A 15,268-nucleotide genomic window follows, 5' to 3' on the forward strand; every position below is an offset into this window, starting at 1 on the left:
TGCTCGGGACGGTAAGGTTATGTCAGATAGAAAAGGTAATGCGACAATACGGGCAGGCAACGACATGCCTATGACCAGGTGGTTATTCCGTTGTTTGACGGCTTGTTGGATATTGACCTGCTCTTAAGTGATAGAAGTACGTCAAGCCGTTGCCAAACGCATGCAAGAACAAGGTGCGGTCCTCGAAGCAAACGAGCGGAAAACTTTCATCACTGAGGTCAGCACAATAGCAGCCACCGTAGCAACGCTGCGCGGGTTGGTAAGCCCTTTGAATCGGAGTTATACCGCTCGCCGTTCATCAGAACTACCGATTCCTGAGAAGGCCCAAGCATAACAAGCGCGGTAACCCAGATCTCACGCTGTGCTAACCTGCGGGCTTGCACTCTGAGTTGCCGTAATTCCTGTTGCAGGCGCTTACTGTACACATACTGATCCGCTGATCTCTCACGGATTTGCGAATATCAACAGTTTCAATTGCAGTGTACGGAATGTATTCCGTTTTCATCTCTTGAATGCAATTCGCGGAGCCTGTGTTGCCGGATCCTTGTGTTTGGCACGTGACGTTGCCGGTAGGTACTTCGGTAGCCCTTGTTCTCTGCACGGCAATTTGCTGGTACATTGGTGGTATTTTTTCTATCCACTCTGCAGCGCAAACAGCTTTTTCGGCCTGAAACTCTTTCGTACTACAGCTGGCTACCGCAGCAAATAGTAGCAACGCATTCACGAATCTCATGGCCACCCTCCTTCAATTAAAGCGCTGAAGATAAACAAGAAATATCTCCCTCAAAAAGTTTAGTTTGATTTAAATTGTCACTATTTGGGTCCCGAAATTTATCTCTACCTTTTGTGCTGACGTGGGATCTCTTGGAGCAGCTCTTTCAAATCCATGAAACCGCAGAGGGCGTGTCGTTCAGCCGTTCGGCCCTCGCTTTTTCTCTACGAAGGGCCACCCGTACAAAGTCTTGCCGTCCTGTAGAAAGTAAGTCGTGCGGGCGAGACAGGCCGCTACTTTTCTTGCATGGGGTAGAGCGTTTTTAGGCAGTTACGAAAATGGTGATCAATTCATGGTTTCCCACTAATTATCTCAAGTTTGAACCTTAGGCGTCGCTTCAAGATTTGTGGAAAAAAATCCGAGTGGCTTACATTACATGAGCTTGACTGCACTTTCCCCCGCCGCGCCCTCGTTATCCTTAGGTTAAACGACAAGGGTGCGGGAAGTCTCAGAGTGCGTTTCGGGGTATTCGTCTGGGTAAGAGATGCCGTTATTTTTCACGTATTATAGAGGCCAGAACACCAAAATCGCCGGAATCGACACCGCGACGACAAGAATCTCAAGCGGCAGACCCATTCGCCAGTAGTCCCCAAATTTATACCCGCCCGGCCCAAGGATCAGTGTGTTGTTCTTATGCCCAATCGGCGTCAGGAAGGCGCAGGAAGCGGCGACTGCGACGGCCATCAGGAATGGGTCAGGGTTCACCTCCAATGTATTCGCCATTTGAATCCCGACAGGCGCTGCAACAATGGTTGTGGCGGTGTTGTTCAGAACATCCGAAAGGGTCATGGTTACAACCATCAGAACTGTCAGGATGCCCCATGCTGGCATGCCGTTTGTTACGGAAATCAGCGTTCTGGAAATCAACTCTGTCCCACCAGAAGTTTCAAGCGCTGCGCCGAGCGGGATCATGGAACCAAGCAACACCACAACCGGCCATTCAATATGTGTGTAAACTTCTGAAATTGGTATGATTTTAGTCAAGACAAAGGCGATGACCACAAGACCAAGCGCAACAGGAAGGTAGATCAGACCAAAGCTTGCCGCCGCAACGGCGGCCGCGAACAGCCCAATTGCCATCCAGACTTTCTTATCGTCTGTCACGGCAAGCCCGCGATCTGCAAGCGGCAACCCACCCAGCCAGTCGACTATTTCAGCTGCGTTTTGTTGTGGGACCAGCAATAGCAGAATGTCGCCCACACGAACTTCGGTCTTACGTACGTGGTCGGTGATCTGTTTGCCTTGCCGGGAAATTCCCATAAGCACCGTCTGTCGTCGCCAACTTAGCCCAATTGCCTGCGCAGTTCTTCCGTTGATACGTGAACTCTCGGTCACGACCATTTCAACAATTGCCAAACCTTCTGCGTCCGCGTGGAGCGCATCCTGACGCTTGGAATCTGTAAAATCGAGCGACAGTGCGGACCGGAATTCGTCAAGCGCATCAGGTTCTGCTTCCAGAACAAGCGCGTCTCCTGCGGCGAGTGTCGTGTTGCGCTGCGTTCCAAACTTACGCTTGCCGTCGCGCACAAGACCCAGAATAGCGACATCGTTTTTTTCCGCAGTTTCGTAAAGTTCGAACAACCGTTTCCCAATATGTTTGGACTCAGCGGGAATGGTAAGTTCGGCGATATACTGAGCAATTTCCGCCATCGGGTTGCCTGCGGCGCCAGTTTCTGCGCTTTGGGGGATAAGTCGCCAACCAATAAATGCCACGAAAGCCAGCCCGACTATCGCGGTAATGCCTCCGACCGGCGCAAAATCAAACATGCGGAACGGCTCGCCCAGCGCATCCTGCCGTATCGAGGCGATTATGATGTTTGGCGGTGTTCCGATCATTGTCACCATTCCGCCGAGAATGGTTGCAAAAGAGAGTGGCATCAGGCTCAGGCTTGGTGCACGATCAGCTTTTCGGGCGGTTTGAATGTCAACGGGCATCAAGAGGGCAAGTGCTGCAACATTGTTCATAAACGCTGAAAGGATGCCGCCTATTCCACCCATCAATGCGATGTGGCCACCTAGACTGCGTGAACTATCGACAAGTGTGCGTGTTATCAGAAACACCGCACCTGACCTGACCAATCCGGCAGAAACCACCAATACCAAAGCTACGACCAAGGTTGCAGGGTGCCCAAACCCGTTAAACGCGTCTTTCGAGGGAACAACTCCCAGCACCACACCAACCATCAAGGCAGCAAAAGCGACCAGGTCATATCGGAACCGCCCCCAAAGCAACAACGCGAAGACTGCGCCAAACAGGCTGAACAAAATAATCTGGTCACTGGTCATGAACGCGTCCTCTGCTTTGCATACAGCCAATCTGAATGGCGTGAAAATTGCAATGGCTTGCAGCCAGTAGGGACGCTGTTTTATAGAGGGCCAAATAGAAATTCCGCCCAAGGAGAAACTTATGGCAGGTCATTCAAAATGGGCCAACATCCAGCACCGCAAGGGGCGGCAGGATGCAGCGCGTTCGAAACTGTTTTCTAAGCTGTCAAAAGAGATCACAGTCGCCGCGAAAATGGGTGACCCGGACCCAGACAAGAACCCGCGTTTGCGGTTGGCGGTCAAAGAGGCAAAATCGAACTCTGTCCCCAAGGATGTTATTGATCGCGCAATCAAGAAATCACAAGCTGGCGAAGGTGATACCTACGACGAAATCCGCTATGAAGGTTATGGCCCCTCCGGTGTGGCGGTGATCGTCGAAGCAATGACCGATAATCGCAACAGGACGGCCTCTAACGTGCGTTCAACATTCGGAAAAAATGGTGGAAATCTGGGTGAAACCGGATCAGTATCTTTTATGTTCGACCGCAAAGGCGAGGTGGTTTATCCTGCGTCAGTTGGAGACGCAGACACGGTTTTAATGGCTGCAATAGAGGCAGGCGCTGAAGATGTCGAAAGCAACGAAGACGGGCATACGATCTATTGTGCAGACACAGATCTTAATGACGTCTCGAATGCGCTAGAATCGGAACTTGGCGAATCCGAATCCACCAAGCTCGTTTGGCAACCACAGACAACCACCGAGCTTGATCTTGAAGGCATGCAGAAGCTGATGAAGCTGATTGATGCCTTGGAAGATGATGACGATATTCAACGCGTGACCGCCAACTTTGAGGCATCTGACGAAGTGCTGGAACAGCTTTAAATTCTGCGAAATTCGGAACGCGGCACCTTTACTTGGTGCCGTGTTTTTCATTCTGGACTACCTCTATTCATGCAGGCAAATCGGGTTTGACCTTTTAGATCCCGGTCTGAGAGATTGTCTACCAAGCGATCAAATATCGTTTTGCCGCTGTCCGGACGGCCTTGGTCAAAGGTGCAAGTGCTTTACGCGTAGCCCGGTTTGACTGCCAGTAAAGTGGAATATCCAGGGCTGGTTTTGTGCCCAATGTCACCAAATTTCCGTTTTCAATATGTGCTTTGACCAGTGATTCGGGGTTCATTCCCCATCCAAGCCCCGCTAATGCTGCATCTACAAATCCACGGCTCGATGGCAGCATGTGTGTCGGAAATGAGATCAACGTACCAAGCTGGCCATGAAGCCATGTTTCCTGAAGTTTGTCCTTATTGTTGAAAGTTAACGCCGTTGCGTGCCGGGCGGCGTACTCAGTCAGCCCATCTGGGAAAAAAAGTTTGACGAATGCTGGACTCGCGGCCGCGATATAGCGAAGTGCCCCTAGAGGTTGCGAGTCGCACCCCTGAACCGGACCGGGATGCGCCGTTACCGCTGCCATGACCTCGCGCCGTCGCAGCAGATCAGCGGAGTGCTCCTGATCATCTGTAACAAGATCAAAAAGCATTCCAGTCGTTTCTGCCAACGCTTCAATGAACCACGTCGCAAGGCTGTCAGCATTTACAGCGATGCGTATTGTCGGAATGCTTTCATCGGGTAAAAGACCCTTCAAGTCAGCGGCAAGTGTATGTTCAAGTAAGCTGACTTCTTCGGTGTGCCGGAACAGGCGTGACCCAGCAGGCGTTGCAGAACAAGGATGACCGCGGACTATAAGAACGCAACCCAATCTTTCTTCCAACAACTTAATGCGTTGCGACACTGCTGAAGGCGTAATGCTTAAGCTATGTGCAGCAAGTTCAAAACTTCCGGTGCGCAGCACCGAGGCCAAGGCATTAAGAAGCGGGTATTCCAGCATTAGAATTACTTCATTCTCTTAAGGAAAATTAATTTGAATTAGTTTGCGCACCGGAATAGGCATGCGTCAAGTTTGGAGGTTGCAGTGCAGGCATTGAGTGCAGGGTTTTTACTTAGTTTGAGTCTGATCGTCGCGATCGGAGCTCAAAACGCGCTTGTTTTACGGCAAGGTCTGAGACGCCAGTTTGTTTTTGCTGTTTGTCTTACCTGTGCGTTATCCGATGCGATACTGATCGCTGCGGGCGTTTCTGGTTTTGGATGGGTTGCGAACGCAGCTCCGTGGATTGCGCCCATGTTTAGGTACGGCGGGGTTGTGTTTTTGATATGGTATGGTTTTCTGAATGCGCGAGCCGCTATTCGGGGCGGGGAAGCGCTGGCTGAATCGAAAGAACAAGGAAGTAGCCTTAAGAAAGTGGTTTTGACCAGTCTTGCAATCACGTGGCTTAATCCGCATGTCTACCTTGATACGCTTGTGTTGTTGGGCTCTGTCTCAACCGGTTACGAAAACCGGCTTGCATTCGGAACAGGGGCAGTCACGGCTTCCTTTATGTTTTTCTTTGTCCTTGGATACGGCGCAAGGCTTCTAGGCCCGGTGTTTGCCCAGCCAAATGCCTGGCGGGTTCTTGACGCAGGCGTTGCGTTAACGATGTGGGTGATCGCAATTGGGTTACTGATTGAATAGCGCTTGCTTGCCCCTTCTCGTTCGTATCATCTGCCATCATGAGAAATTCACCTAAACCAACAATTGCACAACGCCCTTTGTGGGGCGTGTTCTGGATGTTGGTGACGGGGCTTTGTTTTGTTGCAGTCACGGCAATCGTAAAACATGTTGGCGGGGCCGTTCCCGCTGCCGAGGCAGCCTTTTTGCGGTACGCGCTTGGTTTGGTTTTCGTGATCCCGATGATCCGTCCAATTTTAAATGCGCAGCTCACAAGACAAGACCTCGCGCTTTTTTCGCTACGTGGCGCGACGCAAACGATTGGTGTCATCCTGTGGTTCTATTCGATGACTCAGATATCAATCGCCGAGGTGACGGCAATGAACTATCTTTCCCCGGTATACGTAACAATTGGGGCTGCTCTTGTGTTGGGTGAACGCTTTGCCGCACGCCGCTTCCTGGCCGTTATGGCTGCACTCATAGGCGCATTGATTATTCTGAGACCCGGTTTTCGAGAGATATCATCAGGCCATTTTGCAATGCTTCTGACTGCCATTTTGTTTGCGTTCGGATATCTTATTGCGAAACGGATGGCCGATATCGTAAGCCCCGGCGTTGTTGTGGGAATGTTGTCTATAACGGTCACAATCGGGCTTGCGCCCTTTGCCTGGGCGGTATGGGTGACGCCGACGCTCGCACAGCTGTTCTGGCTTTTTTTGGTCGCTGTTTTCGCAACAGCAGGCCATTTTTCAATGACTCTGGCGTTTCGCGCAGCGCCGGTATCCGTCACGCAACCGGTCACATTCCTGCAGTTGGTTTGGGCAACATTGCTTGGCGCTGTGTTTTTTAACGAGCCGGCGGATAGCTGGGTTATGTTCGGTGGCGGCATCATCATAGCGGCGATCAGTTTTATCAGTTGGCGCGAAGCGGTCCTTAAACGAAGGGCGATAACGCCACCTGTTTCCGCGACAAAAGTTTAAAAGAAAGATTCAGACCATCCTACTTTCGACCCCGGAAACCCGGGCGATCTCTTTCTTTATTCTAAGAATATCCCCGCCGGAGGCATTCTAACTTCTTGGATCAAGAAGCTTTGAGAGAACCCGGTCCTTTGTAACCTGACCTATAAGTGTGCCGTTTTCGATGACTCCGACGGGTTGGCCAGTTTCCTGCACCTTTTCCATGACTTCGCGTATATCTGTGTCTGGCCCGACGGTGATGGTCGGAACACCGTCAACAGCTTCCAGAACGTCGCGCGCGCAGAGTACCCCAAGGGGATTCATATGAGCAACGAAATCGGCAACATACTCGTTCGCGGGATTTGAAAAGATATCCTGCGGTGTGCCGCATTGCACGATGCGCCCCCCTTCCATGATCGCGATGCGATTGCCTATCTTGAAGGCTTCGTCCAGATCATGGCTCACAAAGATGATGGTACGCTGGAGCTTTTCCTGAAGTTCAAGCAACTCGTCCTGTAGCCGCGTGCGGATCAACGGGTCGAGTGCCGAGAAGGGTTCGTCCATCAACAGGATCGGAGCATCTGTCGCAAAGGCGCGGGCAAGGCCGACGCGCTGTTGCATACCACCGGAAAGATCGCCAACTTTGCGCTCCGCCCAATCGGACAGACCAACCAGCGTAAGCTGTTCATCGACTTTGCGGTGCCGTTCTGCTTTGGACATACCCCCAAGCTCTAATCCGAGGCCTGTGTTTTCGCGCACAGTGCGCCAGGGCAGCAGACCAAATTGCTGAAACACCATTGCAATGCGGGTTTGGCGCATGCGCCGCAATTCTGTTGGAGGGGCCGCAGTTACGTTAATCATGCCCGATCCATCGTTGACGTGGACCGCTCCGCGAACAACAGGGTTCAACCCGTTTACCGCGCGCAGCAAGGTCGATTTTCCCGATCCGGACAGGCCCATCAAGACAAGAATTTCACCCTCGGACACTGTGAGCGAGCAGTCGTGCACCCCCAGAACCTGCCCAGTCGCGGATTGTATTTCGGCGCGCTCTTTCAATTCGTCCATCATAGGTAAAGCAAGCTGTGGTTTTTCGCCAAAAACGATAGAGACGTTGTCAAATTCTACTGAAGTACCCATGATTTAACGCTCCACTCTCAGCATACGGTCAAGCATGATTGCAACAACAACGATCACAAGACCACTTTCAAAACCAAGGGCGGCATTCACCTGGCTCAATGCGCGGACAACCGGTACGCCAAGTCCGTCAGCACCCACAAGACCCGCGATTACAACCATTGAAAGCGACAGCATAATAGTTTGGTTCAACCCTGCCATTATTTGCGGTAGCGCGTAGGGTAATTCAACTTTCCACAGAGTTTGTCGAGGTGTAGCACCAAAGGCGCGCGCGGCTTCCAAAAGGGGCATGGGAGTGGAACTGACCCCGAGGTGCGTAAGGCGGATCGGAGCGGGAAGCACAAAGATCACAGTGGCAATAAGCCCAGGAACCATACCAATGCCAAAGAAAACGATCATCGGAATAAGATAAACAAAAGTCGGCAGTGTTTGCATGAGATCAAGCACCGGACGCATGGCCTGAAACAGGCGCGGACGGTGTGCGGCTGCAATTCCGATTGGCACGCCGAGCGACATGCAGAAGATACAGGCGAACAGAACCAAAGTCAGGCTTTCCAGCGTTTCATCCCAATAGCCCTGATTGAGAATAAACAAAAAGCTAAGAAATACCAGAAGGCAGGGTTTCCAGCTCCGCTGTAACGCCCATGTTAGGGCTACAAACATCGCCACGATCACCAACGGATGCGGGTATTGGAGCAATGTGAGCATCGTTTCGATAAGCCAACCAACGCTACTTTCGAAACTGTCGAAAAACCAATCGGCGTTGTCTCGCAGCCATTCAAACCCGTTTTTTGCGGCCTTGCCGACCGGTATCTTCGTCTCTGTCAGCCAGTCCATTTCCGTCCCTCTACCGATACAAATTGTACGGTCCGTTTTGTTTTTGATTTATAAAAAAGTTTGGCCCCGACATTTGCCGGGGCCAAACTGTTTGTGATTTAGAGGCCAAGTGCAGCAGATACTGCCGCCATTGCATCACCGCCGTCTTTCGTTGTTACGCCTTCAAGCCATGGGCTGATTGCGTCTGGATTGGCTTTGAGCCAAGCGGCAGCAGCATCGTTTGCATCTTCGCCATCATCCAGAATTGCACCCATGATCTGGTTTTCCATATCCAGCGTGAACTGCAGGTTTTTCAGCAATGCACCGACGTTCGGGCACTCATCGACATATCCGGCGCGGGTGTTTGTATAAACGTCGCCTTCGGCACCAAACCATTCTTCGCCACCTGTCAGGTAGGTTACTTCAAAGTTTGAGTTCATTGGATGCGGTGCCCAGCCAAGGAATACAACTGGTTCGTCTTTGCGGCTTGCCCGATCAACCTGCGCAAGCATGCCCTGTTCAGAGCTTTCGATCATTTCAACTGCGCTTAGGCCAAAAGTGTCGGCGCTGATCAGGTCCATCACGATACGGTTGCCGTCATTTCCCGCCTCGATGCCATAGATCTTCCCCTCAAGGGCGTCTGCATTCGGTGCAATGTCAGCAAATGTTTTGATTCCAAGTGCGGCACCTGCAGCGTTAGTGGCCAGCGTATAAGCGGTGCCGTTCAGATTGTCGCCAACGATATCCACCGTTCCGGCTTCGCGATAGGGAGCTATATCACCCTCCATGGTTGGCATCCAGTTACCAAGGAATACGTCGATATCCCCTTCGGCCATCGAAATATATGTGACTGGTACAGACAGAACTTTGATTTCGGTATCGTAACCAAGCGCTTCCAGCACAAGGCTGGTTGTCGCTGTCGTTGCTGTGATGTCAGTCCAGCCAACATCAGAAAAGGTAACTGTTCCACAGTCGGCTTGTGCTTGTCCGGCAGCAGCGAGCAGAGCAAGGGCAGATAGAGCAGATTTTAAGGTCATTTTTGAGGTCCCTGTTTTTATTGATTGACGAGTCAATTAAAATGCAACATTTTCGACAAAGCAAGTCTTTTTGGAGTATGTCATGCCAAAGATCGGAATGGAACCTATTCGCCGCAAGGCGCTGGTCAGTGCCACGATCGCTGAAATTGGTCGTGCAGGCTCTCTGGATGTGACGGTAAGCCAGATCGCGAAGCGGGCAGGCGTATCTTCTGCTTTGGCACATCACTACTTTGGTGGAAAAGAGCAAATCTTTCTCGCAGCGATGCGCCATATTCTGACGATATTCGGTGCGGCGGTTCGTGGTGCATTGGTTGTTTCCGAAGGCCCTGAAGCGCGTGTCCGCGCCATCATTCGTGCAAGCTTTGAAGCCGGAAATTTTCGTGAAGAAGTGATCGCCGCGTGGCTGAACTTCTACGTTTTGGCACAAACCAGCCCGCAGGCAAGGCGGCTTTTGAAAATCTACCAGAAACGACTGCATTCGAATCTGGTTTTTGCGATGCGGCCCCTTTTTGGGAACAAGGCGGTTTCAGCGGCGGAAGGGATCGCGTCAATGATTGACGGTGTCTATATCCGTCAGGCGCTGTGCGACCATCGGGTGGGCCGGGAACAAGCCGTTGCTCTTACGATGGAACACTTTGATCTATTGCTGGAGCAAACAAAATGACAAAGCCCAATATTCTTATTTTCATGGTCGATCAGTTGAACGGTACTTTGTTCCCTGACGGCCCAGCAGACTGGCTGCATGCTCCGAACCTAAAGGCGCTGGCGGCACGGTCTGTGCGTTTTAAAAATTGTTATACCGCGTCACCCTTATGCGCACCGGGACGGGCAAGTTTTATGTCAGGGCAACTGCCGTCGCGGACCAGGGTTTACGACAATGCGGCAGAATATGCCTCCGATATCCCAACATATGCTCACCATCTGCGTCGGGCAGGCTATCAGACCTGCCTGTCTGGGAAAATGCATTTTGTTGGCCCGGATCAAATGCATGGCTTTGAGGAACGGCTGACCACAGATATCTATCCTGCGGATTTCGGATGGACGCCTGACTATCGCAAACCCGGAGAGCGGATCGACTGGTGGTACCACAATATGGGCTCCGTCAAAGGCGCAGGTGTTGCCGAAATTTCCAACCAAATGGAATATGACGACGAAGTTGCCTACAACGCGACCCGCAAGGTTTATGATCTGGCGCGCGGAAAAGATGACCGCCCCTGGTGTCTGACCGTCAGTTTCACCCATCCGCATGATCCCTATGTTGCCAGAAAAAAATACTGGGATCTTTACGAGGATTGCGAACACCTGCTCCCGGAAATTCCGGCGATGCCCTATGAAGAACACGATCCCCACGCAAAACGTATCTTTGATGCAAATGACTGGCGGAAATTTGATATTAAAGAGGAAGATATTCGCCGCTCTCGCCGGGCCTATTTTGCCAATATAAGTTACTTGGACGATAAGATCGGCGATGTTCTGGAGGCGCTGGAAGCAACACGGCAAGACGCGATCATTCTCTTTGTTTCGGATCATGGTGACATGCTTGGTGAGCGCGGCCTCTGGTTCAAAATGAACTTTTACGAGGGCTCTGCCCGGGTGCCATTGATGGTGGCCGCTTCAGGTCTTGAACCGCGGCTTGAAACTGCGCCCGTCTCAAATATCGACGTGACACCAACACTGTGCGATCTTGCAGGCGTCAGTATGGAAGAGGTGCTTTCCTGGACTGACGGTGAAAGCCTTGTTCCTGTTGCCAAAGGGGCAGCGCGCACATCCCCGGTTGCGATGGAATATGCGGCTGAGGCCTCATATGCGCCGCTTGTCTCGCTGCGTTACGGAAAGTGGAAATACAACCGCTGTGCGCTTGACCCCGATCAGTTGTTTGATTTGGAATCAGATCCGCATGAACTTCGCAATTTGGCAGATGATCCAGAACATGCGGGAACTCTGAATTCATTGCGCGCCAAATCTGAAGCCCGCTGGAACCTTGATGATTTCGACGCAGCTGTGCGCCAAAGCCAGGCGCGCAGGTGGGTGGTCTACGAAGCGCTTCGCAATGGCAACTATTTCCCGTGGGACTATCAGCCGCTGCAAAAGGCAAGTGAACGCTACATGCGCAATCATATGAATCTTGACACACTCGAAAATGATCAGCGTTTCCCTCGCGGGGAATAAGCAAACCAGTTTCTATAAATATCCCCGCCGGAGGCATTGAAGTTTGAATTACAACGCTCAACCCAAGGCCAGTCATTTCATCAATGGCGCCTACATTGAGGACACTTCGGGCGCACCTATTAAGGTGATCTATCCCGCGAGTGGAGAGGTCATCGCAACGCTTCACTCTGCGACGCCGGATATCGTCGACAAAGCATTAGCAGCCGCGAAATCGGCGCAGGGCGCGTGGGCCGCTTTAAGCGGCACAGAGCGGGGCAGAGTTTTGCGCCGCGCAGCAGATATCATACGTGAGAGAAACCGTGACCTGAGCATTCTGGAGACGCTGGATACCGGCAAACCACTTCAGGAAACCCTCGTTGCCGACGCAACCTCTGGCGCGGATGCACTGGAGTATTTTGGTGGTATCGCAGGCAGCCTGACGGGAGAGCACATTCCTCTCTCCGGGGGGGATTTCGTCTATACTGTTCGCGAAGCACTGGGTCTCTGTGTCGGAATTGGTGCCTGGAACTACCCAACCCAGATCGCATGCTGGAAAGCGGCTCCCGCGCTTGCTTGTGGAAATACGATGGTTTTCAAGCCATCAGAGACAACACCCTTATCTGCTCTCAAAGTTGCGGAAATTCTGATCGAGGCTGGCGCACCAAAGGGTATTTTCAATGTTGTTCAGGGATATGGCGACGTAGGGTCCAGCCTTGTCACTGACCCACGGGTTGCAAAGGTCTCACTTACGGGTTCCGTTCCAACCGGGCGCAAGGTTTATGCCGCGGCAGCAGACGGAATGAAACACGTCACAATGGAACTTGGCGGCAAATCCCCGATGATCATTTTTGACGATGCCAGCCTCGAAAATGCGGTTAGCGGCGCCATCCTTGGAAATTTCTATTCTTCCGGGCAGGTTTGCTCAAACGGTACAAGAGTGTTTGTGCAAAAGGGCATTAAAGAAGCGTTTTTGAAACGCCTGTCAGAACGTCTGGCGACGGCGGTGATCGGTGATCCTTTAGACGAAGCAACGAGTTTCGGCCCTTTGGTTTCCGAAAACCAGTTGAACATTGTCAAAGGCTATATTGCCAAAGGGCTGAACGAAGGCGCACGGCTGGTTTTTGGCGGAAATCAACTTAATAAACTGGGGTTTTATCTGGAGCCGACAGTTTTTGCAGATGTGACCGACGGCATGACCATTGCGCGTGAGGAAATTTTTGGCCCCGTGATGTCTGTTCTGGATTTTGAGGATGAAGTTGAGGTGATTGCACGTGCCAATGACACTGAATTCGGCTTGTCCGCGGGCGTATTTACAAATGACCTGACACGGGCGCACCGGGTGATTGGAAAGCTTGAAGCCGGAAGTTGCTTTATCAATACCTACAACCTTGCCCCGGTAGAGGCCCCTTTTGGCGGTAGCAAAATGTCGGGTGTCGGGCGAGAGAATTCAAAGAACGCGGTCAATCATTACTCAGAACTGCGCTCTGTTTATGTGTCTATGAATGATGTCGAAGCGCCTTACTGATGCGTGGTGCGAAAGTGGACGGAAAAAAGAATGGAAGCTGATTTTGTAATTGTCGGTGCGGGTTCTGCGGGGTGCGCTATGGCGTATCGGTTGTCAGAATCTGGCGCAAGTGTCCTTGTAATAGAGCACGGCGGGACTGACGCCGGGCCTTTCATTCAGATGCCAGCAGCACTTTCATACCCGATGAACATGGGCATGTACGATTGGGGATATCAGACCGAGCCAGAGCCATTTCTTGGTGGGCGTCGTCTGGTGACGCCGCGCGGAAAAGTGATTGGTGGCTCTTCCTCGATCAATGGGATGGTTTATGTGCGGGGTCATGCCCGCGATTTTGACCACTGGTCAGAGGTTGGGGCGACGGGTTGGGCCTATGCTGACGTGCTGCCCTACTACAAACGTATGGAATCATGGCATTCGGGGGGGCACGGGGGCGATCCAACCTGGCGGGGCACTGATGGCCCCCTGCATGTGACGCGCGGGCCAAGAAAGAATCCGTTGTATGAAGCATTCGTAAAGGCTGGACAGCAAGCGGGCTACAAAACCACGGGCGATTATAACGGCGAGCAGCAAGAAGGTTTTGGCCCGATGGAGCAAACCGTCTGGAAGGGTCGAAGATGGTCGGCTGCGAATGCCTATTTGCGCCCGGCGCTGAAACGCCAGAACTGCGATCTAACTCGTGCGTTTGCGCGCAAGGTAGTAGTCGAAGATGGGCGTGCTGTTGGTGTGGAGGTTGAACGCGGTGGGCGGGTAGAAGTTGTTCGTGCGCACCGCGAAGTGATTATTGCCGCGTCTTCACTGAATTCGCCAAAATTGCTTATGCTTTCTGGCATAGGGCCAGCAGCGCATCTGGCAGAGCATGACATCGAGGTGATTGCCGATCGACCGGGCGTTGGGCAAAATTTGCAAGATCACCTGGAGTTTTATTTTCAGATGGCATCAAGCCAACCCATCACGCTTTACAAACATTGGAACCTTATTTCCAAGGCCGTGATCGGGGCGCAGTGGTTGTTTACAAAGACCGGGCTCGGCGCATCTAACCAGTTTGAAAGTGCTGCTTTTATCCGCTCTGGCGCTGGTGTGGACTACCCCGATATTCAATACCATTTTCTGCCAATGGCGGTCCGGTATGATGGCAAGGCGGCGGCAGAGGGGCACGGGTTTCAGGCCCATACGGGCCCAATGCGGTCCGGCTCGCGCGGCGTGGTGTCACTTGCATCGGCGGACCCCAATGATGCCCCGAAAATACTGTTCAACTATATGTCAGTGCCGCAGGACTGGGAGGATTTTCGTACCTGCATCCGCCTCACCCGCGAAATCTTTGCGCAAGAGGCATTCAAGCCGTTTGTGAAACATGAAATTCAGCCCGGTGCAGGGCTGCAAACTGACGATGAGCTGGACGGCTTCATTCGCGAACACGTGGAAAGCGCTTACCATCCGTGTGGTACGTGCAGAATGGGCAAAGCTGACGACCCGAACGCTGTTGTTGACCCGGAGGCGCGTGTCATCGGCGTTGATGGATTGCGTCTCGCAGATAGTTCCGTTTTCCCGCGCATTACAAACGGCAACCTCAATGGACCCTCAATTATGGTTGGGGAAAAGGCATCAGACCATATATTGGGAAAAACACAATTGCCTCCGGTAAATGTTGAGCCGTGGATTCACCCAAATTGGAAAACATCTCAGCGCTAACTCCGGCAGTTGGCCTGCAATTCTTTGATCCGAGTCAAGGTTGCGGAATTGATCTGGGTCTAACCTAATCGCGAAACGGACCCAGACAGGAGAATCGCATGTCCCACACCCCTCATGAATTGGCTGAAGAATTTCCCGACAAAGTGGAACTCATTTCTGAGCTAAAACAATCTAACGCCCATTTCGCGGGCCTTGTTGACAAGTATCATGAAATCAATCGGGCCATTCACCGGGCAGAGACAAATGTTGAACCAACAGAAGAGCTGCACGAAGTCGAAATGCGCAAAGAACGCATGATGCTGAAAGACGACATCTGGAAGATGCTAAGCGCTTGAAATATCTGGCCTCGCCCTGGATCGATCCAGCGGCGAGGCCGTTTTCGA

Annotated in this window: 14 protein-coding genes; 8 read left to right on the forward strand and 6 right to left on the reverse strand. The window is 52.1% G+C overall.

The features are described 5' to 3' along the window. Positions 1-364: 364 nt before the first annotated feature. Together J4E70_RS02095 and J4E70_RS02100 are read right to left on the reverse strand one after the other, a co-directional pair. Positions 365-733 (reverse strand): hypothetical protein, encoded by a 369-nt coding sequence (locus J4E70_RS02095; protein WP_213887397.1) that lies wholly within the window; start codon positions 731-733, stop codon positions 365-367. A gap of 543 nt (positions 734-1,276) precedes the next feature. Continuing rightward, positions 1,277-3,058, reverse strand: a complete 1,782-nt coding sequence (locus J4E70_RS02100) for an SLC13 family permease (RefSeq protein ID WP_213887398.1) — start codon at positions 3,056-3,058, stop codon at positions 1,277-1,279. Positions 3,059-3,179: 121 nt separating this feature from the next. Here J4E70_RS02100 and J4E70_RS02105 point away from each other — a divergent pair, with 121 nt between their 5' ends. Continuing rightward, on the forward strand, positions 3,180-3,920 hold the full coding sequence (locus J4E70_RS02105) for a YebC/PmpR family DNA-binding transcriptional regulator (RefSeq protein WP_213887399.1): 741 nt from the start codon (positions 3,180-3,182) through the stop codon (positions 3,918-3,920). A 118-nt stretch (positions 3,921-4,038) separates the two neighbouring features. On the opposite strand, the gene J4E70_RS02110 is transcribed toward J4E70_RS02105, so the two are convergent. Then, positions 4,039-4,923: a LysR family transcriptional regulator ArgP gene (locus J4E70_RS02110; protein WP_213887400.1), complete on the reverse strand. Its 885-nt coding sequence runs from the start codon at positions 4,921-4,923 to the stop codon at positions 4,039-4,041. An 84-nt stretch (positions 4,924-5,007) separates the two neighbouring features. On the opposite strand from J4E70_RS02110, the gene J4E70_RS02115 reads away from it, so the two are divergent. Next, positions 5,008-5,604 (forward strand): LysE/ArgO family amino acid transporter, encoded by a 597-nt coding sequence (locus tag J4E70_RS02115; protein ID WP_213887401.1) that lies wholly within the window; start codon positions 5,008-5,010, stop codon positions 5,602-5,604. Between the two features lie 38 nt (positions 5,605-5,642). Continuing rightward, on the forward strand, positions 5,643-6,560 hold the full coding sequence (locus J4E70_RS02120) for a DMT family transporter (RefSeq protein WP_213887402.1): 918 nt from the start codon (positions 5,643-5,645) through the stop codon (positions 6,558-6,560). 87 nt (positions 6,561-6,647) lie between these two features. Here J4E70_RS02120 and choV read toward each other — a convergent pair whose 3' ends face one another. The 3 genes from choV to choX all read right to left on the reverse strand — a co-directional run bounded on the left by choV (position 6,648) and on the right by choX (position 9,523). Further along, the gene (choV, locus tag J4E70_RS02125) at positions 6,648-7,673 is read right to left on the reverse strand and encodes a choline ABC transporter ATP-binding protein (RefSeq protein ID WP_213887403.1); all 1,026 of its coding nucleotides are present in this window, start codon (positions 7,671-7,673) and stop codon (positions 6,648-6,650) included. 3 nt (positions 7,674-7,676) lie between these two features. Next, positions 7,677-8,507: a choline ABC transporter permease subunit gene (gene choW / locus J4E70_RS02130; protein WP_213887404.1), complete on the reverse strand. Its 831-nt coding sequence runs from the start codon at positions 8,505-8,507 to the stop codon at positions 7,677-7,679. Between the two features lie 98 nt (positions 8,508-8,605). After that, complete coding sequence (choX, locus tag J4E70_RS02135) at positions 8,606-9,523, reverse strand: choline ABC transporter substrate-binding protein (RefSeq protein ID WP_213887405.1); 918 nt, start codon at positions 9,521-9,523, stop codon at positions 8,606-8,608. Between the two features lie 82 nt (positions 9,524-9,605). Between choX and betI the strand changes: the two genes are divergently transcribed. The 5 genes from betI to J4E70_RS02160 all read left to right on the forward strand — a co-directional run bounded on the left by betI (position 9,606) and on the right by J4E70_RS02160 (position 15,220). Further along, complete coding sequence (gene betI, locus J4E70_RS02140) at positions 9,606-10,187, forward strand: transcriptional regulator BetI (protein WP_213887406.1); 582 nt, start codon at positions 9,606-9,608, stop codon at positions 10,185-10,187. After that, a complete protein-coding gene (gene betC / locus J4E70_RS02145; protein WP_213887407.1) occupies positions 10,184-11,692 on the forward strand; it encodes a choline-sulfatase in 1,509 nt (502 codons plus the stop codon). Before betI ends, betC begins: the two co-directional genes overlap by 4 nt. Positions 11,693-11,735: 43 nt before the next feature. Next, positions 11,736-13,196, forward strand: coding sequence for a betaine-aldehyde dehydrogenase (betB, locus tag J4E70_RS02150; RefSeq protein ID WP_213887408.1), 1,461 nt, complete (start codon positions 11,736-11,738; stop codon positions 13,194-13,196). Positions 13,197-13,226: 30 nt separating this feature from the next. Next, positions 13,227-14,885 (forward strand): choline dehydrogenase, encoded by a 1,659-nt coding sequence (gene betA / locus J4E70_RS02155; RefSeq protein ID WP_213887409.1) that lies wholly within the window; start codon positions 13,227-13,229, stop codon positions 14,883-14,885. A 98-nt stretch (positions 14,886-14,983) separates the two neighbouring features. After that, a complete protein-coding gene (locus tag J4E70_RS02160) occupies positions 14,984-15,220 on the forward strand; it encodes an HP1242/YdcH family protein (RefSeq protein WP_213887410.1) in 237 nt (78 codons plus the stop codon). The last annotated feature ends 48 nt before the right edge of the window (positions 15,221-15,268 follow it).

Source organism: Pseudohalocynthiibacter aestuariivivens (genome assembly GCF_018457175.1).
In the GTDB taxonomy this organism is placed as follows: Bacteria; Pseudomonadota; Alphaproteobacteria; order Rhodobacterales; family Rhodobacteraceae; genus Pseudohalocynthiibacter; species Pseudohalocynthiibacter aestuariivivens.

Coding starts and splice junctions, on each gene's coding strand:
- J4E70_RS02105 (WP_213887399.1), top strand. CDS start 3,180: ATGGCAGGTCATTCAAAATGGGCCAACATCCAGCACCGCAAGGGGCGG.
- choV (WP_213887403.1), bottom strand. CDS start 7,673: ATGGGTACTTCAGTAGAATTTGACAACGTCTCTATCGTTTTTGGCGAA.
- J4E70_RS02110 (WP_213887400.1), bottom strand. CDS start 4,923: ATGCTGGAATACCCGCTTCTTAATGCCTTGGCCTCGGTGCTGCGCACC.
- J4E70_RS02160 (WP_213887410.1), top strand. CDS start 14,984: ATGTCCCACACCCCTCATGAATTGGCTGAAGAATTTCCCGACAAAGTG.
- betA (WP_213887409.1), top strand. CDS start 13,227: ATGGAAGCTGATTTTGTAATTGTCGGTGCGGGTTCTGCGGGGTGCGCT.
- choX (WP_213887405.1), bottom strand. CDS start 9,523: ATGACCTTAAAATCTGCTCTATCTGCCCTTGCTCTGCTCGCTGCTGCC.
- choW (WP_213887404.1), bottom strand. CDS start 8,507: ATGGACTGGCTGACAGAGACGAAGATACCGGTCGGCAAGGCCGCAAAA.
- betI (WP_213887406.1), top strand. CDS start 9,606: ATGCCAAAGATCGGAATGGAACCTATTCGCCGCAAGGCGCTGGTCAGT.
- J4E70_RS02100 (WP_213887398.1), bottom strand. CDS start 3,058: ATGACCAGTGACCAGATTATTTTGTTCAGCCTGTTTGGCGCAGTCTTC.
- J4E70_RS02095 (WP_213887397.1), bottom strand. CDS start 733: ATGAGATTCGTGAATGCGTTGCTACTATTTGCTGCGGTAGCCAGCTGT.
- betC (WP_213887407.1), top strand. CDS start 10,184: ATGACAAAGCCCAATATTCTTATTTTCATGGTCGATCAGTTGAACGGT.
- J4E70_RS02120 (WP_213887402.1), top strand. CDS start 5,643: ATGAGAAATTCACCTAAACCAACAATTGCACAACGCCCTTTGTGGGGC.